This window comes from Reichenbachiella sp. MALMAid0571, assembly GCF_040151475.1.
GTDB lineage: Bacteria > Bacteroidota > Bacteroidia > Cytophagales > Cyclobacteriaceae > CAXBNB01.
This window is the reverse complement of record NZ_JBDKWG010000124.1, coordinates 34,387-58,455: the sequence shown is the minus strand read 5'-3', so window position 1 is coordinate 58,455 and position 24,069 is coordinate 34,387. Positions and strand designations below refer to the sequence as shown.

Annotated in this window: 20 protein-coding genes; 5 read left to right on the top strand and 15 right to left on the bottom strand. The window is 37.8% G+C overall.

What is annotated here, in order from left to right; all coding sequences use genetic code 11:
• Nucleotides 1–328: 328 nt before the first annotated feature.
• Entirely contained in the window at nt 329–1,090 is a 762-nt protein-coding gene (locus tag AAOP42_RS10420) for an SDR family NAD(P)-dependent oxidoreductase (protein WP_349528447.1), read from the bottom strand.
• 280 nt (nt 1,091–1,370) lie between these two features.
• Between AAOP42_RS10420 and AAOP42_RS10415 the strand changes: the two genes are divergently transcribed.
• Nucleotides 1,371–1,820, top strand: a complete 450-nt coding sequence (locus tag AAOP42_RS10415) for a thioredoxin family protein (protein ID WP_349528446.1) — start codon at nt 1,371–1,373, stop codon at nt 1,818–1,820.
• A 15-nt stretch (nt 1,821–1,835) separates the two neighbouring features.
• Here the strand turns inward: AAOP42_RS10415 and AAOP42_RS10410 are convergent, their stop codons facing one another.
• The 3 genes from AAOP42_RS10410 to AAOP42_RS10400 form a co-directional block, all read right to left on the bottom strand.
• Nucleotides 1,836–2,279 (bottom strand): Dps family protein, encoded by a 444-nt coding sequence (locus tag AAOP42_RS10410; RefSeq protein ID WP_349528445.1) that lies wholly within the window; start codon nt 2,277–2,279, stop codon nt 1,836–1,838.
• A gap of 119 nt (nt 2,280–2,398) precedes the next feature.
• On the bottom strand, nt 2,399–3,130 hold the full coding sequence (locus AAOP42_RS10405; protein ID WP_349528443.1) for a polyprenol monophosphomannose synthase: 732 nt from the start codon (nt 3,128–3,130) through the stop codon (nt 2,399–2,401).
• 58 nt (nt 3,131–3,188) lie between these two features.
• On the bottom strand, nt 3,189–4,586 hold the full coding sequence (locus AAOP42_RS10400; protein ID WP_349528442.1) for a type III PLP-dependent enzyme domain-containing protein: 1,398 nt from the start codon (nt 4,584–4,586) through the stop codon (nt 3,189–3,191).
• A gap of 166 nt (nt 4,587–4,752) precedes the next feature.
• Here AAOP42_RS10400 and argS point away from each other — a divergent pair, with 166 nt between their 5' ends.
• From argS to AAOP42_RS10385, 3 genes are all read left to right on the top strand, one after another.
• The gene (argS, locus tag AAOP42_RS10395) at nt 4,753–6,546 is read left to right on the top strand and encodes an arginine--tRNA ligase (protein WP_349528441.1); all 1,794 of its coding nucleotides are present in this window, start codon (nt 4,753–4,755) and stop codon (nt 6,544–6,546) included.
• An 8-nt stretch (nt 6,547–6,554) separates the two neighbouring features.
• Nucleotides 6,555–7,457: a 1,4-dihydroxy-2-naphthoate polyprenyltransferase gene (locus AAOP42_RS10390; protein ID WP_349528439.1), complete on the top strand. Its 903-nt coding sequence runs from the start codon at nt 6,555–6,557 to the stop codon at nt 7,455–7,457.
• 199 nt (nt 7,458–7,656) lie between these two features.
• Nucleotides 7,657–8,058: a tetratricopeptide repeat protein gene (locus AAOP42_RS10385; protein ID WP_349528438.1), complete on the top strand. Its 402-nt coding sequence runs from the start codon at nt 7,657–7,659 to the stop codon at nt 8,056–8,058.
• A 94-nt stretch (nt 8,059–8,152) separates the two neighbouring features.
• On the opposite strand, the gene AAOP42_RS10380 is transcribed toward AAOP42_RS10385, so the two are convergent.
• Nucleotides 8,153–9,397 carry a hypothetical protein gene (locus AAOP42_RS10380; RefSeq protein ID WP_349528437.1) on the bottom strand — a complete coding sequence of 415 codons (1,245 nt, stop codon included), beginning with the start codon at nt 9,395–9,397 and terminating at the stop codon, nt 8,153–8,155.
• A gap of 90 nt (nt 9,398–9,487) precedes the next feature.
• Nucleotides 9,488–11,467, bottom strand: a complete 1,980-nt coding sequence (locus AAOP42_RS10375; protein WP_349528436.1) for an alpha-ketoacid dehydrogenase subunit alpha/beta — start codon at nt 11,465–11,467, stop codon at nt 9,488–9,490.
• Between the two features lie 156 nt (nt 11,468–11,623).
• On the opposite strand from AAOP42_RS10375, the gene AAOP42_RS10370 reads away from it, so the two are divergent.
• Nucleotides 11,624–12,862, top strand: a complete 1,239-nt coding sequence (locus AAOP42_RS10370; RefSeq protein ID WP_349528435.1) for a M16 family metallopeptidase — start codon at nt 11,624–11,626, stop codon at nt 12,860–12,862.
• A gap of 1 nt (nt 12,863) precedes the next feature.
• Here AAOP42_RS10370 and AAOP42_RS10365 read toward each other — a convergent pair whose 3' ends face one another.
• The 9 genes from AAOP42_RS10365 to AAOP42_RS10325 form a co-directional block, all read right to left on the bottom strand.
• On the bottom strand, nt 12,864–13,502 hold the full coding sequence (locus AAOP42_RS10365; RefSeq protein WP_349528434.1) for a thioredoxin family protein: 639 nt from the start codon (nt 13,500–13,502) through the stop codon (nt 12,864–12,866).
• Nucleotides 13,503–13,512: 10 nt separating this feature from the next.
• Complete coding sequence (locus AAOP42_RS10360) at nt 13,513–13,998, bottom strand: TlpA disulfide reductase family protein (protein ID WP_349528433.1); 486 nt, start codon at nt 13,996–13,998, stop codon at nt 13,513–13,515.
• Nucleotides 13,999–14,388: 390 nt separating this feature from the next.
• Nucleotides 14,389–16,164 carry a chloride channel protein gene (locus AAOP42_RS10355; protein WP_349528432.1) on the bottom strand — a complete coding sequence of 592 codons (1,776 nt, stop codon included), beginning with the start codon at nt 16,162–16,164 and terminating at the stop codon, nt 14,389–14,391.
• A 153-nt stretch (nt 16,165–16,317) separates the two neighbouring features.
• Nucleotides 16,318–16,728, bottom strand: coding sequence for a hypothetical protein (locus AAOP42_RS10350; protein ID WP_349528431.1), 411 nt, complete (start codon nt 16,726–16,728; stop codon nt 16,318–16,320).
• Between the two features lie 37 nt (nt 16,729–16,765).
• Entirely contained in the window at nt 16,766–18,889 is a 2,124-nt protein-coding gene (locus tag AAOP42_RS10345; RefSeq protein ID WP_349528430.1) for a 3-hydroxyacyl-CoA dehydrogenase NAD-binding domain-containing protein, read from the bottom strand.
• A gap of 28 nt (nt 18,890–18,917) precedes the next feature.
• A complete protein-coding gene (locus tag AAOP42_RS10340; protein ID WP_349528429.1) occupies nt 18,918–20,201 on the bottom strand; it encodes an acetyl-CoA C-acyltransferase in 1,284 nt (427 codons plus the stop codon).
• A 4-nt stretch (nt 20,202–20,205) separates the two neighbouring features.
• Nucleotides 20,206–20,607, bottom strand: a complete 402-nt coding sequence (locus AAOP42_RS10335) for a tellurite resistance TerB family protein (RefSeq protein WP_349528428.1) — start codon at nt 20,605–20,607, stop codon at nt 20,206–20,208.
• A 33-nt stretch (nt 20,608–20,640) separates the two neighbouring features.
• Nucleotides 20,641–23,295, bottom strand: coding sequence for an AsmA family protein (locus tag AAOP42_RS10330; protein WP_349528427.1), 2,655 nt, complete (start codon nt 23,293–23,295; stop codon nt 20,641–20,643).
• A 189-nt stretch (nt 23,296–23,484) separates the two neighbouring features.
• Entirely contained in the window at nt 23,485–23,919 is a 435-nt protein-coding gene (locus AAOP42_RS10325; protein WP_349528426.1) for a lipocalin family protein, read from the bottom strand.
• Nucleotides 23,920–24,069 lie beyond the last annotated feature (150 nt).

Sequence of the window (24,069 nt, the reverse complement as noted above, 5' to 3'; positions counted from 1 at the left end):
TTGGGGCTATAATGATGCTTTGTTATCAGTACAAAATTATATTTTTGATATAGATAAAATGCGGTCTAAATTAGCCACTAGCTGTACATTATTGATCTATAATTAAGCATTATGATTCAATTTTTTGGCAAAATAGTATTAATATGAATGGATCATTTTTCGTTAATTTTGATCTTCTATAGGAAAAGATGAAAAAGCTGAAAGAATTTTACAATAAGTACAAGAGTTACTTCATGAACGATCTGATCATGTATATTTTGTTGATAGTATTTATCCTGATACTATTTATTTTCTTCTAAAATCCAATAAAAAGTATTGCTGAAACCTTTTAGCGCATGTAGCTGCCGGCATTTACATCGATGGTGCTTCCTGTAGCGTGATCAGCCATTCCGCTTGCCAGAAAAGTAACTAAAGGTGCAATATCTTTTGGTTCGGTCATACGCTCCAAAGCTATGTCTTCCATACCCACTTCATTGCCATATTCTTCCATTATTTTTCGAGACATGTCTGTGCGTACAAAACCAGGCGCAATGTTAAAGGCTTTTATTCCGTCTTTTCCATAAGCCCTGGCGATGGATCGGGTTATGGCTACCAACCCTGCTTTGGAGGCGGCATAGGCCATGTACTCAGCTGTATCACCTTTGAATGCAGCCCGGGAAGTGATGTTAATGATCCTACCTGCACTTTTTCTTTTGAGAAAGTGTTCGATCACTTTTTTACAAAGTACTCCTGCGGAAGTCAGGTTTACCTGTATATTGTTGTTCCAGGCAGCAAGCCACTCAGATTCTTTGGCATCTATATTGGCTGGTTCGGCAATGCCTGCATTGTTGATCAGGATTTCAAGGCTTCCCATTTCTAATATTACCCTGTCGAAAAGCTGTGCTGCTCCATCGGGCTGTGACAGGTCTGCTTGAAATGATTTGGACTCATTGCCTAGTACATGCGCAAGGTTTTCCGCCTCTCTCATGTTTTTGTTGTAGTGAACGGCCACTGTGGCTCCTGCTTCGGCAAGTTTGGACGCGATCGCTTTACCTATTCCTTTGCTAGCCCCAGTTACCAATACGTTTAACCCCGAAAGATTTATATACATAGTGTTATTAGATTAAGTCCTCAATTTAATATGCAATTCAATAAATAAAAAAATGTCCACTCTAAAATAAGCACAGTCTGCGGAGTTATTGAGGGTGAGGATATTTGGATCACAAAATATAAAAAATAAATGACAGGCTGATGCGACTAAATATCAGTTTGAGGTACGGTTTTAAAATTATTCTGAACAAATTTGTTCAAATCGTGATTTAAGTACTCCTTGGGAATAAGTAATTCAAACGCTTGTCCATAATATATTTGTCTATTAAATACCTTGTAATATGAATCGAATCGTCACATTGTCTCTTTTAATGACCTTGCTTCTTACCTCTTTTATTGAGGTAAATAACGAGGAGACTACACCAGAATTAAAATGGTATGGTATAGAGGAGGTTCAAAGATTAACAAAGGAAAAGCCAAAGAAAGTCTTCATAGACTTTACTGCCAAGTGGTGCAGTTGGTGCAAGGTAATGGATAAGAAGACCTTTACTGATCCTGAAGTAACAGCTTACCTGAATGAAAATTACTATCCGGTCAAGCTGAATTTTGACAGTCCCGGGACATTTGATTATTTGGGAGAAAAATATACGGCTAAAGGATTAGCCCAGAAGAATGGAATTACAGGACTCCCAACCATGTTGGTTGCAAGTCCTGATTTCAAGAAGATTGAAAGAATTGTTGGTTACCAAAAACCAAAACAATTTATGAATAGCTTAAAGAGTTTTGACTAGTTAACACGAGGGCTATTACTTCAACCAGGCTTTGTACATCCATATTGATTTTTCCTGCTCTTCGATAAAGGCAGACATTTGATCTTCTGTACCACTATCATTTGCATCGGCAGCAATGTCCTTAATTTCTCTTTCGAGAGTAATTAAATCTTCAATATTAGTTACAATTGTTTTTACTGCTGTTTCACCATTGTGGACATTTTTTACAGGAGCAATTGTAGCTGTGTTCAGGTAATCTTCGAAAGCGTGTAAAGGCACACCACCTACGGTCAGTATTCTTTCGGCAATGGTGTCAATTTTTATGGCTGAATCAGTATATAATTCTTCGAATTTGACATGTAGTTCGAAAAATTCACGACCCTGAATGTTCCAGTGAAAGCCTCTGAGGTTTTGATAGTAGATTTGAAAATCTGCTAATAATAAATTGAGTTTATCAATAATTAATGTGTTGCTTTTCATGTGTTTTTTTGTTTAAAAGTTATATACAAATTTACGGATGAATGGCGGTAGCAGCCTGTACATTCTATTGATTCTCGTTATGTTTCAATAGAAAAGGACAATATTCAACATGATATTTATCAGTTATGATGATATTTTTTGAAGAGGCTGTAGATTTTAAGCTGGATCACACCTAGTACAGCTTCACGAAATATACCTGAAGACATTTTTGAGGTTCCTTTGGTTCGATCGGTAAATATGATTGGCACTTCTTTGATTTTAAAACCATATTTCCAGGCAAGAAATTTCATTTCGATTTGGAAAGCATAACCAACGAATTTTACTTTATCGAGATTTATTGTTTGAAGTACTTTTGTTGTGTAGCATTTGAAACCGGCAGTAGCATCCTTGATGGGCAGTCCGGTGATAAACTGAACATATAAGCTGGCAAAGTAAGACATTAGTACCCTGCCCATAGGCCAGTTTACCACATTTACTCCTGAAATGTACCGGGATCCAATTGACATGTCAAATCCATCGGTGTGACAGGCATTATATAGTTTTATCAGGTCAGCCGGTGGATGAGAAAAGTCTGCATCCATTTCAAAAATGTACATATAATCGTTTTTCAAGGCATATTTAAAACCCTCAATGTAGGCTGTTCCTAGTCCTGATTTGTTTTTTCTGTTGATGAGGAAAAGGTTGGGAAATTCACTTTGTAATCCTTGAACTATTCTGGAAGTCTGATCCGGTGAGCTGTCATCAATGATTAGAATATGAAAGTCGTGCTCAAGATTGAAAATCGAACGAATGATATCTTCGATATTTTCTTTTTCATTGTAAGTGGGTATAATTACGAGGCTGCCTTTCACTTATTCTTTTAGCTGTAGTTTACGCATTTTAATTAATTAAGATGATTAAAAGTAAACTTCATTTTTCTGAATAACCCAGAATTTTCAGCATTGATTCATTTGTTTGCTCTTCTGAGAAAACTCTTGATTCTAGTGTTCCATCTTCATTTTTCTGAATGACTATATGTTTTGGTGCGGGAATAAGGCAGTGCTGAATTCCTCCGTATCCACTCAATGCTTCCTGATATGCACCTGTGTGGAAAAAACCAAAGTATAGTGTTTCAGTTTCGTCAAACATAGGCAAGAACACTTCAGCAATATGTGCTTCTGAATCATAATAGTCCATGCTATCGCAGGTAAGCCCACCAATGTTTACTTTATGGAAATTGTTGTCCCAGTGATTTATAGGGAGCATGATGTATTTTTGGTTCAGTCCCCATACATCGGGAAGGTTGGTAATGAAAGATCCATCCATCATGTACCAAAGTTCTTTGTCGTTTTGGAGCTTTTGGTCAAGTACCGAATAGATGGTAGCACCGCTTTCACCTACTGTGAAACTGCCAAACTCTGTGAAAATGTCAGGTACGTCAACATGATTTTTTTCGCAAATCCATTTGATGTTTTCCACAATCTGTTCAGCCATATATTCGAAATCATATTCGAAATGAAGCGAACTTTTAATAGGAAATCCTCCCCCGATATCAACTGAATCCAGAGTAGGGCATATTTTTTTCAGTTCACAATATTTGTACATAAAGCGACTCAATTCACTCCAGTAGTATGCTGTATCCTTAATGCCAGTGTTGATGAAAAAATGCAACATCTTAAGATTGGTATTAGGATGGTCTTTGATTTCTTTTTTGTAGTAATCTACTATGTCGTTGTAGCGAATGCCGAGACGAGAGGTGTAAAATGAAAAGTTAGGTTCTTCATCTGATGCCACTCTTATTCCAATTTGAAATTGGGTGTTGATATGTTTTTGATAGTATTCCAGCTCATTGAGATTGTCCAAAATAGGAACGCAATTTTTGAACCCGTCATTTATAAGGTTTGCAATCTTTTCTTTATACAGCTCTCTTTTGAACCCGTTACAAAGGATATAAGTGTTTTTGGTAATCTTTTCTTTTGCTAAAAGGTTCTCTACTATGAATATATCGAAAGCTGACGAAGTTTCGATATGAATATCATTTTTCAGAGCCTCGTCAAGCACAAATTCGAAGTGAGAGGACTTAGTACAATAGCAATAAATATATTTTCCTTTATATTTTTTTTTAATGATTGCATTATTGAAAATCTCCTTCGCATACTGAATCATTTCACTAATCTTGGGCAGGTATGATAGCTTCAGTGGGGTTCCATACTTTTCTATAATGTCCGTCAGATCGACATCATTGAACAACAATTTATTTTTTTTAACCTTAAATTCTTTTGTAGGGAATTCAAATGTTTGTTCGACAAGATCAGCGTAGCTTTTCATTCAGAATAGTGAGGTGCATTTAAAATCGTTTAGCCCGCAAATATCAGAAAAAAAGGAAAATACCAAATAGATCATCATACATTTTACCATGTAATGCGGATTTATTTTTTGACCATAAGCATCTAATGTGTTCCTTTGCATTTCTTTTTCGACAGGTACAGCAGGTATGAACATAGCATTAAAAATACAAAAATCAATTTCACAAGCGTTAAATCAACTTTTTAATCATGAAGTGGAATCTGAAAAGCTGGGATTGCAACCCACACGTAAAGAATTTGAAGGTACTTACACATTTGTAACTTTTCCTTACTTAAAAATATCAAAATCCAATCCTGAAGAAACTGGTAAAATGATTGGCAACTTCTTGACAGAACACTGTGAAGAAGTTGCTGCCTACAATGTAGTGAAAGGATTTCTGAACTTATCGGTGACAGATCAAACCTGGTTGAATTTATTCAATGACATAACAGGAGAAAAAAATCATGGTTTTGCTCCTTCCAATGGCAAAAGCGTGATGGTTGAATACTCTTCGCCGAACACCAATAAGCCGTTACACCTTGGCCATTTACGAAATAATTTTTTGGGCTACTCTGTGGCTAAAATCTATGAAGCCAATGGTTATGAGGTTACCAAAGTACAAATTATAAACGATCGAGGTATCCACATTTGTAAGTCAATGGTTGCCTGGCAAAAATTTGGAAATGGTGAAACTCCGGAATCCTCTGGTTTGAAGGGAGACAAACTGGCTGGTAAGTACTATGTAAAGTTTGATCAGGAGTACAAAAAGGAAATAGCTGGTCTTGTAGAGAGTGGGTTGACTAAGGAAGAGGCAGAAAAACAAGCTCCTATTATGCTGGAAGCGCAAGATATGCTTAGAAAGTGGGAAGCCCACGATACCGAAGTGTATGACCTTTGGAAAACCATGAATGGCTGGGTATATGATGGTTTTGAGTTGACATATAAACAAATGGGAGTCACATTTGATAAATTATATTATGAGTCTCAAACTTATCTTCTGGGAAAAGAAATTGTAAAGACAGGTTTAGAGAAGGGCGTTTTTTACCAAAAGGAAGATGGCTCTGTGTGGATAGATTTGACCAGCGAAGGATTGGATCACAAACTTATTCTTCGCTCTGACGGTACTGCGGTCTATATGACCCAGGATATTGGCACAGCAATCGAGCGTTTTAAAGAATTTCCTAATCAGGAAAAACTGATTTATACTGTCGGAAACGAGCAAGACTATCATTTCAAGGTTCTTTTCCTTATTCTGGAAAAACTGGGGTATGATTGGGCGAAAGGATGTTATCACCTATCGTACGGTATGGTTGATTTGCCTTCCGGCAAAATGAAGTCCAGAGAAGGTACTGTAGTAGATGCTGATGACTTAATGGATGAAATGATCCAAACAGCAGAAGATCATACAAAAGAACTGGGTAAAATTGATGGTTTTAGTGAGTCAGAGGCTAAGGAGTTATATGCTACTCTTGGTCTGGGAGCATTAAAATATTTTCTATTAAAAGTAGATCCAAAAAAGAGAATGTTGTTTGACCCACAGGAATCTATAGAGTTTCAGGGAAATACAGGGCCGTTTATTCAATATACCCATGCGCGAATTTCAGCCATCATCAGGAGAGCTGAGGATTTGAAAATCGATTTTAAGAAATCTATTGATACGAAAAAGATTGTACCTGAAAAAGTTGAAAAAGATTTGATCTATCTCATTTCTGATTTTCCCGAAAAGATAAAGACAGCAGCTATAGAATATTCCCCTTCCTTAATTGCACAGTATTGTTTTGATCTGGCCAAAGAGTACAACAGGTTTTATGCAGAGCTTTCTATTTTTAATGAGTCTGATTCTGACAGAGTTTGTTTTCGGGTTAAACTCTCTGAGCAAGTTGCCAAGACGATAAAAGCTGGTATGGGCTTATTAGGTGTAGGCGTACCGGAAAAAATGTAATGCTGGATATGAATATAAAAGCCTGGATAGAAGCGTTTAGATTACGGACATTGCCTCTTTCCCTCTCTTGTATTTTAATGGGTACTTTTCTGGCATCCGGAGATGGCTTTTTCAGACTGGACATCTTTTTATTGTCAACATCTACTACAATCTTGCTTCAGGTATTATCCAATCTGGCAAATGATTATGGTGACAGTATTCATGGAGCTGATAGTAACCACAGAGAAGGGCCTGCTCGTGCGGTACAAACCGGAGCTATCACCAAATCTCAAATGAAGAAAGCGATCATTCTTTTTTCTGTATTGGCATTAATCACGGGTTGTTTACTGTTGTTTATTACTTTTAGAGATCGATTGCTTTATCTTTTGTTATTCTTAGCTATGGGATTATTGGCGATCTTTGCAGCTATTAATTATACAGCGGGTAAAAAACCTTATGGCTACAAAGGGCTGGGTGATTTGGCTGTCTTTATATTTTTTGGACTGGTAGGCGTAGGAGGAGTGTATTTTCTTCAGGCTGGTGTTTACAATTTTTTCATATTGCTACCGGCTGCTAGCTGTGGGCTGTTTGCTACCGGGGTACTAAATGTCAATAACATAAGAGATATAGAATCGGATAAATTAGCTGGTAAAATCTCAATACCTGTTAGGTTGGGAAGGGAAAGGGCCATATTCTATCACTGGGCACTTTTGACGATTGGTTATAGTGCCTCTTGCCTTTTTGTATTGCTCAATTATCATAGCCTTTGGCAGTGGCTATTCTTAATCACACTTCCTTTATTTGTATTGAATGCAAGGGCTGTTTATACCAAAAAAACTGCTATTGAGATAGATCCTTATTTGAAACAGCTTTCTATTGCTACTCTATTGTTTGTTATATCATTTGGAGTGGGGCTTCTATTAGCGTATTAATTATAAGCTTCGAGCCTTACGAAGGACTGAAAAAAAAGTTTTTGTGTTCGTTTTCGAATAGTATTGTCGTGATTTCGTACAATATCACACCACTTTAAATGTGTTTTTTATTTTTAAAATATTGATTATCAGAGGGTTGTTTTTATTGGCATGTCTTTGGTCAAGAAGCGTACTATAGAAAACAAACACTAATAAAGATATGAACAAGATTTCAAAATTAATGGTCGTAGTACTAGCTGTAGTAATTTCATCGTACTCGATGACACTGGAAGCTAATTCTGACAAGACTGTAGATAAAGCAAGGAACGCTGTAGAAAATGCTTCTCCGGATGATTGGCAAACTTATGCTAAATCTGCTCAGATGCTGATCAGAAAAAATGCAAACATGGCAGAAGCCAAAATGTGGATAGAGAAATCAATAGCCATCAGAGAAACCCCTTTCAATCTGGAAGTGATGGGTGATTATTATGTGAAAAACAATTTGCCAAAGCAAGCCATCAAATTTTACATCAAGAGCATGGATAAACTGAAAGAAAACGATGCTAACATAGATACTTCAGAGATACAAGATAAAATAGTGAAAGCCACTAAGATGAAATAAGTAGAATCTTCTATACAAATAAGTTGGAAGAATTAGGGAGTTTGTAACTGAACTCCCTTTTTTATGTCAAATTTTTAACTGAAGAAAAGGGACATTAATTCTTTGTATATTCTCGTTCTTCATTATTCCAAATTTCAGTTTCGTCTTTGTCGAACTTCAATTTAGGAGCTTTCTTCTTAACACCTTTTGGATCGGTTTGATTCATGTGTACCCTTACCCATAGTACACTTGCTTTTTGCATAACATCCCTGGCTATTCGGCTGTTATTGTATTTAGCGTACATGTAGTTGGCACTAGGGTGCATGTTACGGCCTTTTTTCTGTTTCTTAAATTTACCAGTATAGTCAGCAAATTCTGGTCTTTTATGGTCTGGAATTTTTACCCACGGTCCGTTCCAGTCTTCTTCTCCATGGTTTTTCTTTCTTTTTATATAATGCTGTACCACAGGAAATTTAAAAACCATGCTGCCGGAAGCTGATGGTGGAAGCCGATATTTGTATTCATAAATTGGATTGACAGAGAATCTTGGTTGCACCACTCTGTCGGATCCTTGCCCTGCGAGGTATCTTGTGTACCTGGGCTGAACCACCCTATCCGATCCCTGACCTGCCCTTTCCTTAGAGTATTTTGGCCTTACTATCCTGTCTGAGCCCTGCCCAGCCAGATATCTGGTGTATTTGGGTTGTACTATTCTATCCGATCCTTGTCCTGCTCTTTCTTTAGAGTATTTGGGTCGCACTATTCTGTCTGATCCCTGTCCAGCCATATTTTGTGAATATTTGGGCTGGACGTATCTATCTGAACCCTGTCCGGCAATGTCTTGGGAATATTTAGGGCTAACTATTCTGTCTGAATTTTGTCCCGCTCTTTGTCTGGAATACTTTGGAATGACCAAACGATCCGATCCCTGCCCTGCTATGTCTTGAGAATACTTAGGATTGATGATGGTGATTTTTCCCGACTTTTTTCTTTTCGAATATTTTGGTGTTACGACTTTATCGCTTGATTTTCCGGCGTTTTCTTGTGAATACCTGGGTGTTACAGCTCTTATTTTTTTGCCCTTAGTCCTTCTGGAGTACTTTGGAGTTACCTCTTTGGTGTTTTGAGAAGCATTATTTCCTATGCTGAATTTTGGAGACACAGATTTGTCATCTGTTTGCCTTTCACCAGAAGGAGATCTTTTGATTACTTTTTTCTTGTAAAGAGAAAAGCCTTTCTTAGTAGCCTTTTCGGTCTTTAATTTGTTTCTGTCTTCCAGAAGTTGTCCATAGGTTTCATTAGTGCAAACCACTCCGAGTAAAATAGAAAGAAGGACTAAACCTAAAAATTTTGACAACATATTTGACTTTTGGTTTTTCAGTAATGAAACGTGAAAGTTAATAAATAATTTGATTATACCATTTTGACGCAAGTACTCTATCCGGGAAAATCAATATTTTAGGAGTAAATCAATTTTGTCTTTTAGCCGTTGTTTGGGTAGAAAATTTTCTTCAAGACTAGAAGAAAATGGAACTGGAGTATCAAGGCTGCCTTCTCTCATTACCGGAGCATCAAGATGTTTAAAGCAGTTTTCACTTATCCAGGCAGCTATTTCTGCACCGATACCACCTGTCAGGCAATCTTCATGTACAATGATTACTTTGTTGGTTTTTTTTACGGTTTTTTCTACTGCTTCTTTGTCCCAGGGCAGGAGGGTTCTTAAATCTAAAATGTCTGCAGATATACTGTTGTTTTTTTCTGTAATTTCTCTAGCCCAATGTACCCCCATACCATAGGTGATGATTGAAAGATCTTGTCCTTCGGACACAAGCCTGGCTTTCCCTACTTCCATGGTGTAATAGTCGTCTGGTATTTCTTCGGAGACTGATCTGTAAAGTGCTTTATGTTCGAAATATAAGTAGGGGTTAGGATCTTCAATTGCAGCATTGAGCAATCCCTTGGCATCTGTTGGATTTGATGGATATACTATTTTCAGACCGGGAGTGTGGAAAAACCATGCTTCGTTGGATTGGGAATGAAACGGACCGGCACCAACTCCTGCTCCGGTAGGCATACGGATTACCACGTCAGCATTTTGTCCCCAGCGATAGTGTGTCTTAGCCAGATTGTTCACTATTTGATTGAAACCACAAGTGACGAAATCAGCAAATTGCATTTCAATTACTGACTTCATTTTTTTAATAGAAAGGCCTAATCCCGCTCCAATGATAGCTGATTCGCACAGTGGAGTGTTTCTGATCCGGTCTTTACCAAACATCCCGACAAATCCATCAGTTGCTTTGAAAACTCCACCATATTCTGCAATATCCTGTCCCATTATGATTAAATCAGGGTATTTTTTCAGACTTTGGAGCATCGCATCTCTCACCGCATCTACAAATCTTTTTTCAGATGATTTTTCGATTTTAACTTCAATCAGTTTTTGTTCATTGGAGAAATAAAGGTCGTTCACTTCTGTTTCAATATCCGGGGAAATTGTTTCTTCCCTGGAAGCGGTGAAAAGTGCCTGATCTATTTCCTTTTTTATTTCTTCTTTTAATTTCTTGATGTCTGCTTTGGTGATTATTTTTTGTTGAAGTAAATATTCCTCATAGTTAACAATTGGATCTTGCTTTGACCATGCTTCAATCAGACCTTCAGGGTAATATTTAGTGCCGCTAGCTTCTTCATGACCCCTCATACGAAACGTCATGCACTCCACTAATATGGGTTGACTGTTATCACGAACAAAAGAAGCTGCATTTTTAAAACCATCATAAACTTCCAAAATGTTATTACCATCCAGTTGCATTGTTTGCATGCCATATCCGATTCCTTTATCGGTAAAAGATTTGCATCTGAATTGCTCACTACTGGGAGTCGAGAGCCCCCATTGATTATTTTCTATAGCAAAAATGACGGGCAAATCCCATACGGCGGCAAGATTAAGTGCTTCATGGAACTCTCCTTCGCTGGCTCCTCCATCTCCGGTAAAAACTAAAGTAGCATTGTTTTCATTTTTAAGTTTACAGGCCAGAGCAATTCCATCGGCAATACTCAATTGAGGGCCCAGATGCGAGATCATCCCCACTATTTTGTGCTCAATCGATCCGAAATGGAAAGAACGATCCCGGCCTTTTGTGAATCCCGATTTTTTCCCCTGAAATTGTGCGAAGAGCCTTTCCATCGGGATGTCTCTGGAGGTGAAAATGCCCAGATTTCGATGCATTGGTAAGATATATTCTTCTTTTTCCATAGCCAAAGTTGCTCCCACGGAAATGGCTTCCTGTCCCATACCGGAAAACCATTTAGATATTATTCCCTGGCGCAAGAGGATAAGCATCTTCTCTTCAATCAACCGGGGTTTGAGAAGCGATTTGTACAAAAAAATAAGCTCTGAATCCGAAAATGATTTTCTGTCAAATTTCATGTATGCTATTGGATAGATGACAAATGCCTTATCTCTGAAATAAAGAGAACAAATCTAATCTACGGATTTGGACAGAAAAACTAATTCTGAATTTATATGTTTTATGTTTGCTGACACAAATGGTTTTGATTAATAATTAGAGTAAACGGAAGGTCAATGAAATTTAAAACTTTTGAGTTGGAGAATGGGTTGAAAGTGGTGGTACATGAAGACAAATCTACTAAAATAGCAGTGTTGAATGTGCTCTATGATGTGGGGTCACGCGATGAAGATCCGGAGAAAACAGGCTTTGCTCATCTTTTTGAACACCTCATGTTTGGCGGATCAAAGAATATACCGTTGTATGATGAGCCTTTACAAAAAGTAGGGGGTGAAAACAATGCTTTTACCTCTCCCGACCTTACTAATTATTATATATCTATTCCTTCAAACAACCTCGAAACTGCTTTTTGGCTTGAATCTGACAGAATGCTTTCCTTATCGTTTGACCCCAAAGTATTAGAAGTACAAAGAAAAGTGGTAATTGAGGAATTTAAACAACGCTATTTGAATCAGCCTTATGGAGATGCATGGTTGAAATTAAGACCTTTGGCTTATGAAAAGCATCCCTACAGATGGGCAACAATAGGGAAAGAAATTGCGCATATAGAAAATGCCACTATGGAAGATGTAAAGGCATTCTTCTATAAGTTTTATGTACCCAACAATGCTGTTTTGGTAGTAGCGGGCGATGTGGATTTTGATGAAGTGAAAAAGCTTACGGAAAAATGGTTTGGACCTATTCCAAAAGGAGCAGTGTTGAACAGGAATCTTCCGGTAGAGCCTAAACAGGAAGTAAAAAGAACTGAGACAATTGAAGCCAATGTACCCGTTAATTCGATATATAAAGTATATCATACGCCTGAAAGACTGAGTCCTGATTACTACAGCACTGATTTGCTGAGTGATATTTTGGGTGGAGGCAGGTCGTCTAAATTGCATGAAACTCTGGTAAAGGAGAAGAGGTATATGAGTTCTGCCAATGCTTACATTACTGGTTCGATTGATTCCGGTTTGTTGGTTATCAATGGAAAGCCCAATAAGGATATTTCATATGAGCAAGTAGAAAATGAGATTGATAATATAGTTACTCAACTTCAAACCGAACTGATCTCTGATTTTCAATTGGAAAAGATCAAAAACCTGGCTGAATCCTCTCATATTTTTGGTGAAATGGAATTGCTCAATAAAGCCTACAGCCTTGCGTATTTTACCCTACTGGGAGATACGAATCTCATAAATAAAGAAGTTGACAAGATAAGGGCAGTTACTTCAAAACAAATAATGGAATCGGCACAATATGTTTTGAGACCAGAGAATAGCTCTACTTTGTATTACAACGCAAAGCCTGAATAGCTTAAGATTCCTTCCATTTAATAGAACAACCGATAGCTTTGGTGAACTTGGTTTGGACTTCTTTTCCTAGGAGCAAGTTGTCAACAGCTTCTTTCACATATTTTTTGGATGCCATTGATGCATCTCTGTGATTGTTGTCTATGGCTCCTTCGTAGGCTACTTTGTACTTGTCTTTTTCTTTAAGTAGCACAAATACTTGTGGAGTGCGTGAAGCCCCATAAGAAGTTACAATCTCTTGGGTTTCATCTTGCAAATAAGGGAAATTGAATTTTTGGGCTTTAGCACGAGCCTTCATACTTTCAAATGAATCTTCCGGAGATAAGTCCTGATCGTTGGGATTGATCGCTATTACGGGAAATCCTTTGGTCGAGTACTCTGTATGTAATTCTTTAATTCTTTCTTCGTACATTTTGGAGAAAGGGCATGTGTTGCAGGTGAAGATGATGATAAAGCCTTTGGCTTCTTTCATTCCTGCCATTGAAACCATTGTTCCGTCAGTACTTTTCAGATTGAAATCACGTGCATAGTCACCCACCTCGTATTTTTCAGAATTTTCAAGGATGGATGTTTTTTTAGCATTGACAAAAAAAATCAACACTACAGAAAGAACCCCGGTTGATATGAGTATATTTTTTTTCATGGGTATTGAATTAGTTCATGACAGAGTTAAATGCATTTTCTAGTTCTCCTTCTTTGAATTCTTTTTCAAAGAAAACCCTTTTACCTGTACGTTTATTGATCATCAGGGTTGCAGGTATGGCACCTGACCAGCCAGGATCAATTTTATCTATAAAAGAGTTGTAATCAGTTTCATCTAGCAGTACCACTTCTGATTTAATCTTTTTTCTCTCAACAAATGGTGAGACTTTCTTTTCAAGCTGTTCTACAAAATCGAAGCTGACGAGGATTACCTCAAGTCCATTCTCTTGGTGACGGCTGAGGAGTTGATCAAACTGAGGTAATTCTTTTACACATGGTGCACACCAGGTTGCCCAGAAGTTAAGCACTAAATAATCACTGTGAGAGTTGAGAATTATATTTTCTAAATCAGAAAACTTTATGATTTCTATTTTATTGGTTTTTTGTTCACACGATTGTGCAATTACTATCAAAAAAAGTGCAATTACCGTCCTCATATCGAAGTATAAAATGGTTTGAGTATTAAAAAACTGCTCATTTTTAAACTTAGAAAAATGTGAAATAAGATCAATACGAATAGGAAAAGAATAGGTTGGTGATTTATTTGAAAGTGCTGCCAGACAATTATTTAAACCCTATAAATAGTACAAATAAATAATTTTACAAAAGTTTTCCACAATTTATACATTTATCCACATACTTCAAATGATCGTGTGTAAAATATTGATATTTAGTGTTTTATAATATTAATAAAATACCCTGATATGTTGATAAACTAATAAAGAAACAATTTATCAAGTTTGTTTTTCTATAAAAAGTTCAAATTAATATTTTTTTAAATCTTAAGGCCTGTTTTAGTAAAGTACTGGTAATTAGACTTTTGAAGTTTATTCTTTATCTTGAAGAATGAGTTTTTTTCTGTACGCATTGAATATTCTAGACTTAGAGACAAGACCTAAATATTTACCATCATCGATTACAGGAAGGTTCCATGCCTGAGTTACCTCAAATTTGTTCATCACAGTTTGCATATCGTCATAAGGATAGACTTCCGTTGGTGGTTTTTGCATGAGTGATTTGACCTCAATATTCTGACGGGCCTCTTCATCAAACATTACGTCTCGAACGTCATCCAAAGTGATGATTCCTTGCAACTCTTCTTTTTCATTGACCACAGGGAAAATGTTTCGTTTTGAAATTTTAACCAATTCAACCAAATGCCCCAACTTAGCGTCAGCACTAACGGTTAGTAAGTCCGATTCTATTACTTTTTGGATGTCGATCAGACTCAACACATAGCGATCCTTGTCGTGTTGAATCAGATCACCACTCTCTACCAAGTTTTTAGTATATAATGAATGTTTTTCAAAATACATTACCGTGGTAAATGCAATGGCTGATACGAGCATCAGGGGTACAAATAAGGTATAACCTCCGGTAATCTCTGCTATCAGGAATATAGCAGTGAGAGGGGCATGAAGTACACCACTCATAACGCCACACATACCAACCAGGGTAAAGTTACTGGTACTGATTTGACCAGGGAGCATAAAATTATTGGTAAAGGCAAGTAGATAGCCGGAAATACCCCCTATGAAAAGAGATGGCCCAAAGATTCCACCACTTCCACCAGATCCCAATGTAAGGGCAGAGGCTACCGGTTTGATTACTACGATGGCGAATAAAAATACTATCACTACCAAAGTGTTGTCACTTATGCTATAAAAAAGGCTTCTTTGGAAGATGTCGGCTTCATTGCCGGATAATAGTAATTTGATGGTATTGTATCCTTCACCATAAATTGGAGGAAAAATCAAGATGATGATGGCAAGGCCTATACCACCTAACAAAGCCCGGTTGGCATCATTTTTTATTTTTGCCACCCATTTTTCCACCAAGTAAGTAACACGCGTAAAGTGTACTGAGACTATGCCACATGCGATTCCAAGTAGCATGTAATAAGGAACATCGTCGGCACTGAATTGATCTTTAATTTTGAAAGAAAATAAGATATCATCTCCTAATAACACAAGAGAGACCAGTGAACCTGTTACTGACGCAATCAAAATAGGAATGAATTTATTTATAGTAGCATCTGTCAATATCACTTCTATAGCAAATATGACTCCTGCAATAGGGGAGTTGAAAATGGCTGAGATTGCACCTGATGCACCACAGGCTATCAGTAGGGTTCTCTTTTTGTAGTTGAGGTGTGTAAGTCTTCCAAGATTTGAACCTATGGCCGATCCCGTTACGACAATGGGTGCTTCCAGTCCGACGGATCCACCAAATCCAACTGTGATCGCACTGGTAATCATTCTCGAATACATCATTGAACGACGTACAATACTTGAGTTTTTTGAAATAGTGTATAGGATTTGAGTAATCCCATGGCCTAATTTTTCTTTGAAAATATACTTTGCTACCAGCAAAGTAAGCATGATACCAATGAGCGGATAAAATAAGTATAGGTAATTGATACCAGTGATGTCAAGGTTCTTTTCAAGAAAGCTTTGAATCAGGTGTACAGTGCTTTTAAGAGTGACAGCTGCTAACCCCGCTACCAGTCCGATGAGTCCACTCAGTATAAGAACAAAATTATTGTTGCTAATATGCTTTAGCCTCCAGATGAGGAACCTAACCAACAGGTCATTAAAACTCATATTGTGTTGAGGTCAAAATACTCATTATAGAAAATCACTATAGATAGTATGCTTTAGTTCGGTTGCAAATGTAAAGAAAGTTCAAAATACTGAAAAGGACGCTGGCTATCGCTAATTATTGCGTAGTAAAAGCAAGCGCATATGTGGTTTGGGTTATTTTATTCTCTTTCTCAGCAATGAATGATATACCGAAGAGTCTGCAGGCTGTACAGTGGGCATATATATTTTATCCTTAATTCTTTTGACAGGCATATTTGAAGAATAGACAATAGGCTCAAAACTTTTCTCTATTTTGAGTTTGGCTTGGGGTTGAGCAGCGAGCAATGAGTCTCTGCGTTGCTTTCCGTATAAGCCTATATTTCCTATTGATTTGTTTATCAGTCCTTTAGAAGATAAAGGCAATCTTAAGTCTTTAGGACTTGTGTATGACTTGGGGTGCAAAAGGTGGTTGTATTTTGATTCGCCTAAATCAGGGTTCGCTTTTGGCGTATCTGAAACGCCCTGTGCCATGAGTGTACCTGAATAAGTAAAAATTGTAATCAATATAAAGAAAGCACTTTTCATAGAAATAATAAACGCATAGTTGCTTTGGTTTGTTGTATCAATAGAATTTCTTTCTTTCTTTAGCGTAATCAACCAAAGTTTTCGCTGGAATAAATCTGTTTCCCAAATCTTTATATTTTTCAAAGACAGATAGAACATTATTTAGTCCTATATGATCCAAATACCTAAACGGACCGCCAGTAAAAGGTGCAAAACCCAGCCCGAATATGGCTCCTATATCTCCATCTCTTGGTGATTGGATGATGCCTTCTTCAAGACACATGGCAGCTTCATTGATCATCATCAGAGCCATACGATCTTGAATGACTTGAGTGTCGATATTTTTTCTGCTGTTACCACCAAAAAACTGATATATTTCTTCATTCACTTTCCCCCGGACTTTTTTGCCAGTTTTTGGATCGTAAAGCAAAAAGCCGTTGTTGTTTTTTCTTCCTTTAAAACCTGCATCAGCCAACTCTCTCATTTTATTATTGCTCTTTTCTCCTCTTTGCTCGAAAAAAGCTCCTAAGGCACCTTCGGATATGTGTGCTCCAACATCTATTCCTACTTCATCGATAAGGTTAATAGGCCCTACAGGAAAACCGAATTGCTTCATGGCTTTATCCAAATGAAGTATGTCTGCGCCTTCCTCTAATAGCAACAACGCTTCGTTGAGGAATGGAGACAAAATTCGGGTGGTATAGAACCCCGGCCCATCTTTTACCACAATACAAGTTTTTCCTTGTCTGATTCCAACATCAAGTGCAGTAGCTGTTACCCAATCGGTAGTATGATCTGTGGTAATGATTTCCAACAAAGGCATTTTTTGAACCGGAGAAAAATAATGCATTCCGATTACCTGCTCAGGTCTGGAAGAAGCTTCAGCTATTTTTGTGATGGGTAGAGCGGAAGTGTTGGAAGCAAATATGGCTTTGGTAGGAATATATTGTTCTGTTTCTCGTATGACTTGATGTTTGATGTTAATATCTTCAAAGACCGCTTCGATTACCATATCTGCTTTTTGGAAACCTGTAAAGTCTGTTGATGTATTTACTTTGTTGATTAAAGTTTCTGCCTCAGCAGATTTGATTGATTTCTGCTTTATTTTTTTTGATAAATTTCTCCAGATATTCTTTTTGGCTTTTGTCAGGCTTTCGGGATAAAGGTCTTTGAGCAAAATGTCCATTCCTCGGGACACGGATACTTCTGCTATGCCTTCTCCCATCAACCCTGCTCCTAGCACCGCCACAGTATCTACTTTCTTTACCAATTCCTTCTTTGGATTTTTCTTCATCGCATTCATTGCGAAAAAGAGGTGAATCAACTGATAACATTCATTGGATTGAAGTAATATGTCGAAATTGGAGGTTTCAATTTCCCATGATTCTTCCCGGGGTTTATTCCAATGAGCTTTGACGGTTTCGATAATTTTTAAAGGAGCAGGGTAATTGCCATAGGTGGTGCGCATTACCATTTGTCTTGCTTTGCTAAAAATAATGTTTCTGGTGATGGAATTTCCTTCCAGTATTTTTTCAGCGAGGCTCCTTTTGTCTTTTCTTTTAAATTTTCCTGAGACAATATTGAGGGCATGTTTTTTGGCAGCTTGTAATAAATTGGCTTGATCTACTATCACATCAGCCAATCCCATTTTATAAGCCGGATAAGCGTACACATTTTTTCCCGTAAGGATAATGTTCAACGCTTTTTGAAGACCTATCAACCGAGGCATGCGGAAAGAACCACCGAGTCCGGGTAAAAGACCCAATTTTACTTCCGGAAGTGCCATCATTGTAGAGGAATGGGAGGAGATGACTCGTCCTGCACATGATAGAGAGATTTCTGTTCCGCCTCCCATACATGCCCCATGGATTGCTGCGACGAATGGTTTTTTTGAGTCTTCAATTTTAGCAAACATCTTGTGTCCCTGTATGGACGTCTTTTTCCCCTCTCCTTGCCCTAACGTAAGAAATTCCTCAATATCAGCACCAGCCATAAATCCTTTTTTTCTGCTGATAAAAACCGCTGCAACGATTTCATCATCATTTTGGATTTCTTCTATAATTTCCTCGAAATGACTAATCATTCCAATTGTGATTTTATTCCATTCTTCTTCTGGAATACCCATCCAAAGAACAGCTATATTATCTTGTTTTTCCAGAGTTAATAGTTTTTTGACGGTCATTCTTATATCAAAATGAGATTAGAGAAATTTAGTTGTAGTGCTCCAATAACATGGCATGTCCATGAGCTCCGGCAGCACAGGCTGCAATTAATGCAAGATTGCCGTCTTCACGAATCAAACGGTTGGCGGCAGTGGTCAGTAATCTGGCTCCTGTTGCTCCAAAGGGATGTCCCAGAGAAAGAGAGCCTCCATGGATGTTGAATTTGTCCAGTGGAATTTCTCCCAATTTTTTTGATACTCCTATTTTTTCTTTGGCAAATTGATCAGAATCAAGGCACTTTAAGTTGGTCAGGATTTGAGCGGCAAATGCTTCATGGTATTCAAAAACGTCAATATCATTAATGGTCAATCCTTCTTTTTGCATAAGTTGATAAGTAGCATAAGCCGGGCCAAGTAGCAATTCTTCATTGGGATCCTGACCAGTGAATACATAGTTTTTAATTGACACTTTTGGTGTCAGTCCAAGCTCTTTTGCTTTTTCCTCAGACATGAGCAGCACAACTGCAGCACCATCTGTTAAAAAAGAAGAGTTGGCAGCTGTCAAGGTACCATTTTTTTTATCAAATGCAGGACGAAGTTTTGCCAGTTTCTCCACTGTACTGTCTCCCCGATAAGTATTGTCCTGATCAATATTCTTAAAATTGGGAGGAAATGAAGCGGCTGTAATTTCTTTCTGTAGAATTCCTTTTTCAGTAGCTTCAGATGCCAACTTGTGGGAACGGACGGCAAATTCATCTTGTGACTCTCGGGTAATGCCATATCTGGCGGCCATCAAATCACAATCCTGACCCATGGTGCGATCAGTCGTAAACTCTGCAATTGCAGGTACTACTGGTTTGAAATCAGCGGGCCTTAAGCTGGCAAGAAATTTCAGCGTTTGACCAAATGTTTTAATGCTTCTTGCTGCAAACAACTTTTTTCTCATTTCCTTTCTAAAAGGAATGGGAATGTCGGAAACTGAATCGGTACCTCCTGCAACGATCACGTCCGCTTGCCCGGTTCGGATCAAATCTACACCACCGGAAATAGCAGCATTTGCCGAAATACAAGCCTGGGAAACAGTATGGGCAGGAGTAGTATAAGGAATGCCACCAGTCAGAGCACATTCACGAGCGACATTTGGAGTAGTGATATTATGAACCACTGTACCCATGATTACTCTATCCACTACACTTGCCTGAATGCCTGATTTTGTAATCAGTCCGTTGATAGCCATAGCTCCGAGTTGGTAAGACATCAGATCAAAATAGTCTGTACCTGATTTCAAAAATGGGGTACGAGTCCCTTCGATCATTACAACTTTTCGATTCATAGCCTTACCGATTCAATATTTCATACAATTTCTTCTTGAGTGCTTCTTTTTCTCTGGGGACACTCAGGTTGATGCGTGTGTTTACATGAGGATAAATTTCCATGACAGCTTCTAATGGAAACCCCAGTTTGGCCGCAATATTTTGACAATATAATATTTCTTCATTGTAAATCTTGCTGTCAATTTTCATCAATTGGATCACGTCATGGAGCAAGTCAAACTTGTCATCTTCATTCAAATCGTCCAGATCTATTTCTTTGTCTGGAGATTCAATAGCCTCATGGATTTCATCCAGAGACATACCGTTGGCTTTACCGATTTTTTCCATCAACTGAATTTCCATATCGTTGACTTCACCATCGGCATTGGCCAAAATCGCCAGCACTTTGAGCTGTTTTGTGAACATAGGTTAGTGGTTTGTAGTTGGGTAGTTTATTGATTATTTCTTTTTGAATAATCCTTTTATGGCATCTTTGGCTTTATCAGCAGCATCTTGTTTCAGCTTTTCTGCTTCAGCTTTTGCTTTTTCTTCAGCTTCTTTCTTTTTCTTTTCCAATTCAGCTTTTGCTTTCGCCTCTGCTTCGGCTTTTTTCTTGTCTAACTCTGCCTGAGCTTTTGCTTTTTGTTCATCCAAAGCTGCTTTTGCAGCAGCTTTTGCCGTACTGCCAGCTCCTCCTTCCCCGGATTCTGTTCCCAATAGGCCAACTTTTGGGTCATCATAGGTTCCTTGAAGCCCAAGGTTTAATTTTATGTTTTCGCCAACAATGGATTTTCCTCCTGTGAAAGATGACAAAGCACTATTTAAAGCAGCTCCCGCTGCTCCGGATGGCACATCCATTTTCAGTTTATAATCCAGATCTCCCAGAATACCATTTGATCCTGAAACTGTGGTTTTGTATCCTCCAATGCTTACATCAAAGGGTTTTACATGTAGTCTTCCGTCTTTTATCTCAGCATCCATGATTACGTCTTTTAACTTCACCCCCTCGGTTTCACCACTTCCACCTTTCAATTTTGTGACGGTAGAAATGGCTGAAGTAATTTTTGATCCTGACAATGCAGCATCGGCTATTTGGATTAATCCGGAACCAAAAAGCTTGTCATAAACAGGCATCATGTCAGGACCCAGCACTCCACCAATTTTAAAGTCTGTTGAGAAATTTCCATTGACATTTTTAGCTATAGGAGCTAGTTGTTGAACGGTATTGAATGCTTCGAATGAAGCTGGAATCGACAATCCTTTGATTCCAAACATAAAATCAAATTCAGGATTTTCTACATTGGCGGTAACATAAGATCCACTCATTGTGAATTTACCTTTCAACATATCAAAATCAACTCCCTGCATTCTGGCAGCACCATCTTTTATTACGATATTGCCTTTTAGGTTTTCAATATTAAGGTTGTCGTAAATGATTTTCTTCATGGAAGCATTCATTACAAAGTCAATATTCACAGGAATCCTTACTACTTCAAGTGCCAGGCTGTCTTCACCGGATTCTGTTTCGACTGTTTCTTCTTCCACCATCCATTCGTTCAGGTCAAACGAGTTGGAAGAAAAATTCAATTGACCAGTCAAAACTTCTGTTGAGTCCAGTGCAAAGCCGATGTAATTTTGAATATTGCCATCCATGTGGATATCACTTTTACCTATAGTGCCATCAAAATTGGTAAGCGTAATATATTTAGGGTTAAATGACATTTTGGATGAAGTGATGCCAAATCCTTGTGGAAGGTCAGGGCTTGAAAAGTAGAATCCATCAATGGACATATTGCCACTGGCTGGCAACTGGTCATATTTTTCAGCTTCTACCAGAGCCATATTTCCTGAAGTCTTAAAATCAGCCTTGATTTTGCCTTTAAGCTGGGTGCCTTCTATTGGCACTATTTTCAAAATTTTCTCTAAGTCCAGATTACCTAAAAGAGAAAATGCCCAGGTGTAATTGTCCAGGTTCTTAAAAGACATAGTAGCACTTACTTCTTCTCCATCTACCAGCATGTGAAATTTTGACATATCAAAAGACATGGCATTCATATTTTCTCCCGGTACATTCAATTCTGTAGCTACATTGATTTTTTCCATTGGAATAGGGTATTCGGCATATCGGATACTCCCATTTTTTATCCCTAATTTGGTGTTGACAGTTGGTAGTAGGGTTTCATTGTATTTACCTCGAACAAAGCCGTCAAAATTAACCTCACCACCAGCTGTCACACCGTCCAAGTAACTTTGATAATCACCGGGAATTAAAGATAAAATGCTTTTCATAGAGATTTCTTTCCCTGAATAGGTAATATCCATATCTATGTCTTCATCTGGCATAGATACATATCCATCGAATCCAAAACCAAAATCATTTAACTTAACAGTGTTCTCCTTAAATGTATATTTGGCGTTGGCCAGATCCATACTCATGATCATGTCAATGTCCAGGGTTTTGCGAGACATGTATTCTACACCTTCATATCCAAGAGAAAAATCATCCACAGTGGTTTTGGTGATCATATCGAATATATCTAAGGCGAAATCTCCTGATCCGGTGTGATTGAGCCCTTTTAGGGAAGTCGTAAATGCCATTGATTCGTCGATATAATCGAGACTGCCATTTACTATTTCCCATTTATTGATGCCAATGCTGAAAGCTGATGCCTCTGCATTTTCAGGTGTTTCTTCAACGGCGGTATCTTCAGTGGTCTTGGCAATATCATAATTTGCACTACCATCTTTCAATACTTTCACCAGTATCTTTGGTTCGTCGAGTGTGATCGAACTGATGGTGATTTTATCTCCTGATATTACGGACATTACGTCTATTACTACTTCAAAGGAACCAACCGATACCAGAGTGTCCCCCTCGAATTTGCCAATACCGGAAATCCCAAAATCATCCATACCGAAGGTAAAGTCCGGAAAATTGCTAAAAAGGGTGAGATTAATGCCATCCGGATCATAGAAAACATTTGCATTTAGGTTGTCAGCCATAGCATCATCCACTGCCTTTTTTATATCGTCTTTGAAAATGATCGGAATCAATATCATGGCCAGGATCAATACGCCAATGAGACTTCCAATTATGACAAGAAATTTTTTCATGAGTTTGAAAATTTAAATTTTGAGTTTTTGTTTTCTTACAATAAACCTGATAAAGATATAAAAGGTAATTGAGGATTATTATGAATTAAAGTAAAATTACAGTTATCAGCCTAATGGAGACTGTTTGCTAATGATCGCTTCTGTTGGAAAGAGAAATGGTAGAAAATTGAAATGACCTTAGTTTATATATCAGAGTTTACTCAGGTTTAAAAATATGTCATCCATTAGCTGGAGTTTCATTTTTTCTGTAGATAAGTTCAAAACAGAATAGGTCATGCCATGTACGTCATTTTCATTAACCAGTTGAAGGGTGTCATTTTTTAGTTTCCAATTTAGTGAATGCACTAATGTGTCGCTACTAAAAATGCATCCTTTGTAACCATACGCAGAGATTGTTACCTTTCCTTTAGAATCAAATTCGAACTTGCCATTCATGGTGAAATTGACAGAAGGATCTACATCTGGATAAGAAGAAGGGTCTGTTACCCATTGTGCCTGCCATTTGCCTATTACATCACTTGCCTGTGTTGTTGCTCTGTCTTCCTTCTGAGATTTTTCACTGGTACAACCTGAAACAACCACAGTGATTGTTGTCAATACTATTAGGGCTTTCCTTTTGAGCATATAAATTTCATATAATGTGTCTCAAATCTAAGTCGATTGACTCAATCAAAAAAGAATAACAAAATCAAAATGAAATTATTATTCCAATAATGGAAATTTGTCTGTGGATTACCTTTTAATCTAATCCTTTCTAATCTAAATTTGCGCCAA

Excerpts from the sequence above, each read along its gene's own strand:
- AAOP42_RS10420 (WP_349528447.1), bottom strand. The coding sequence starts at position 1,090 with ATGTATATAAATCTTTCGGGGTTAAACGTATTGGTAACTGGGGCTAGC.
- AAOP42_RS10415 (WP_349528446.1), top strand. The coding sequence starts at position 1,371 with ATGAATCGAATCGTCACATTGTCTCTTTTAATGACCTTGCTTCTTACC.
- AAOP42_RS10410 (WP_349528445.1), bottom strand. The coding sequence starts at position 2,279 with ATGAAAAGCAACACATTAATTATTGATAAACTCAATTTATTATTAGCA.
- AAOP42_RS10400 (WP_349528442.1), bottom strand. The coding sequence starts at position 4,586 with ATGAAAAGCTACGCTGATCTTGTCGAACAAACATTTGAATTCCCTACA.
- argS (WP_349528441.1), top strand. The coding sequence starts at position 4,753 with ATGAACATAGCATTAAAAATACAAAAATCAATTTCACAAGCGTTAAAT.
- AAOP42_RS10390 (WP_349528439.1), top strand. The coding sequence starts at position 6,555 with ATGAATATAAAAGCCTGGATAGAAGCGTTTAGATTACGGACATTGCCT.
- AAOP42_RS10385 (WP_349528438.1), top strand. The coding sequence starts at position 7,657 with ATGAACAAGATTTCAAAATTAATGGTCGTAGTACTAGCTGTAGTAATT.
- AAOP42_RS10380 (WP_349528437.1), bottom strand. The coding sequence starts at position 9,397 with ATGTTGTCAAAATTTTTAGGTTTAGTCCTTCTTTCTATTTTACTCGGA.
- AAOP42_RS10375 (WP_349528436.1), bottom strand. The coding sequence starts at position 11,467 with ATGAAATTTGACAGAAAATCATTTTCGGATTCAGAGCTTATTTTTTTG.
- AAOP42_RS10370 (WP_349528435.1), top strand. The coding sequence starts at position 11,624 with ATGAAATTTAAAACTTTTGAGTTGGAGAATGGGTTGAAAGTGGTGGTA.
- AAOP42_RS10365 (WP_349528434.1), bottom strand. The coding sequence starts at position 13,502 with ATGAAAAAAAATATACTCATATCAACCGGGGTTCTTTCTGTAGTGTTG.
- AAOP42_RS10360 (WP_349528433.1), bottom strand. The coding sequence starts at position 13,998 with ATGAGGACGGTAATTGCACTTTTTTTGATAGTAATTGCACAATCGTGT.
- AAOP42_RS10355 (WP_349528432.1), bottom strand. The coding sequence starts at position 16,164 with ATGAGTTTTAATGACCTGTTGGTTAGGTTCCTCATCTGGAGGCTAAAG.
- AAOP42_RS10350 (WP_349528431.1), bottom strand. The coding sequence starts at position 16,728 with ATGAAAAGTGCTTTCTTTATATTGATTACAATTTTTACTTATTCAGGT.
- AAOP42_RS10345 (WP_349528430.1), bottom strand. The coding sequence starts at position 18,889 with ATGACCGTCAAAAAACTATTAACTCTGGAAAAACAAGATAATATAGCT.
- AAOP42_RS10340 (WP_349528429.1), bottom strand. The coding sequence starts at position 20,201 with ATGAATCGAAAAGTTGTAATGATCGAAGGGACTCGTACCCCATTTTTG.
- AAOP42_RS10335 (WP_349528428.1), bottom strand. The coding sequence starts at position 20,607 with ATGTTCACAAAACAGCTCAAAGTGCTGGCGATTTTGGCCAATGCCGAT.
- AAOP42_RS10330 (WP_349528427.1), bottom strand. The coding sequence starts at position 23,295 with ATGAAAAAATTTCTTGTCATAATTGGAAGTCTCATTGGCGTATTGATC.
- AAOP42_RS10325 (WP_349528426.1), bottom strand. The coding sequence starts at position 23,919 with ATGCTCAAAAGGAAAGCCCTAATAGTATTGACAACAATCACTGTGGTT.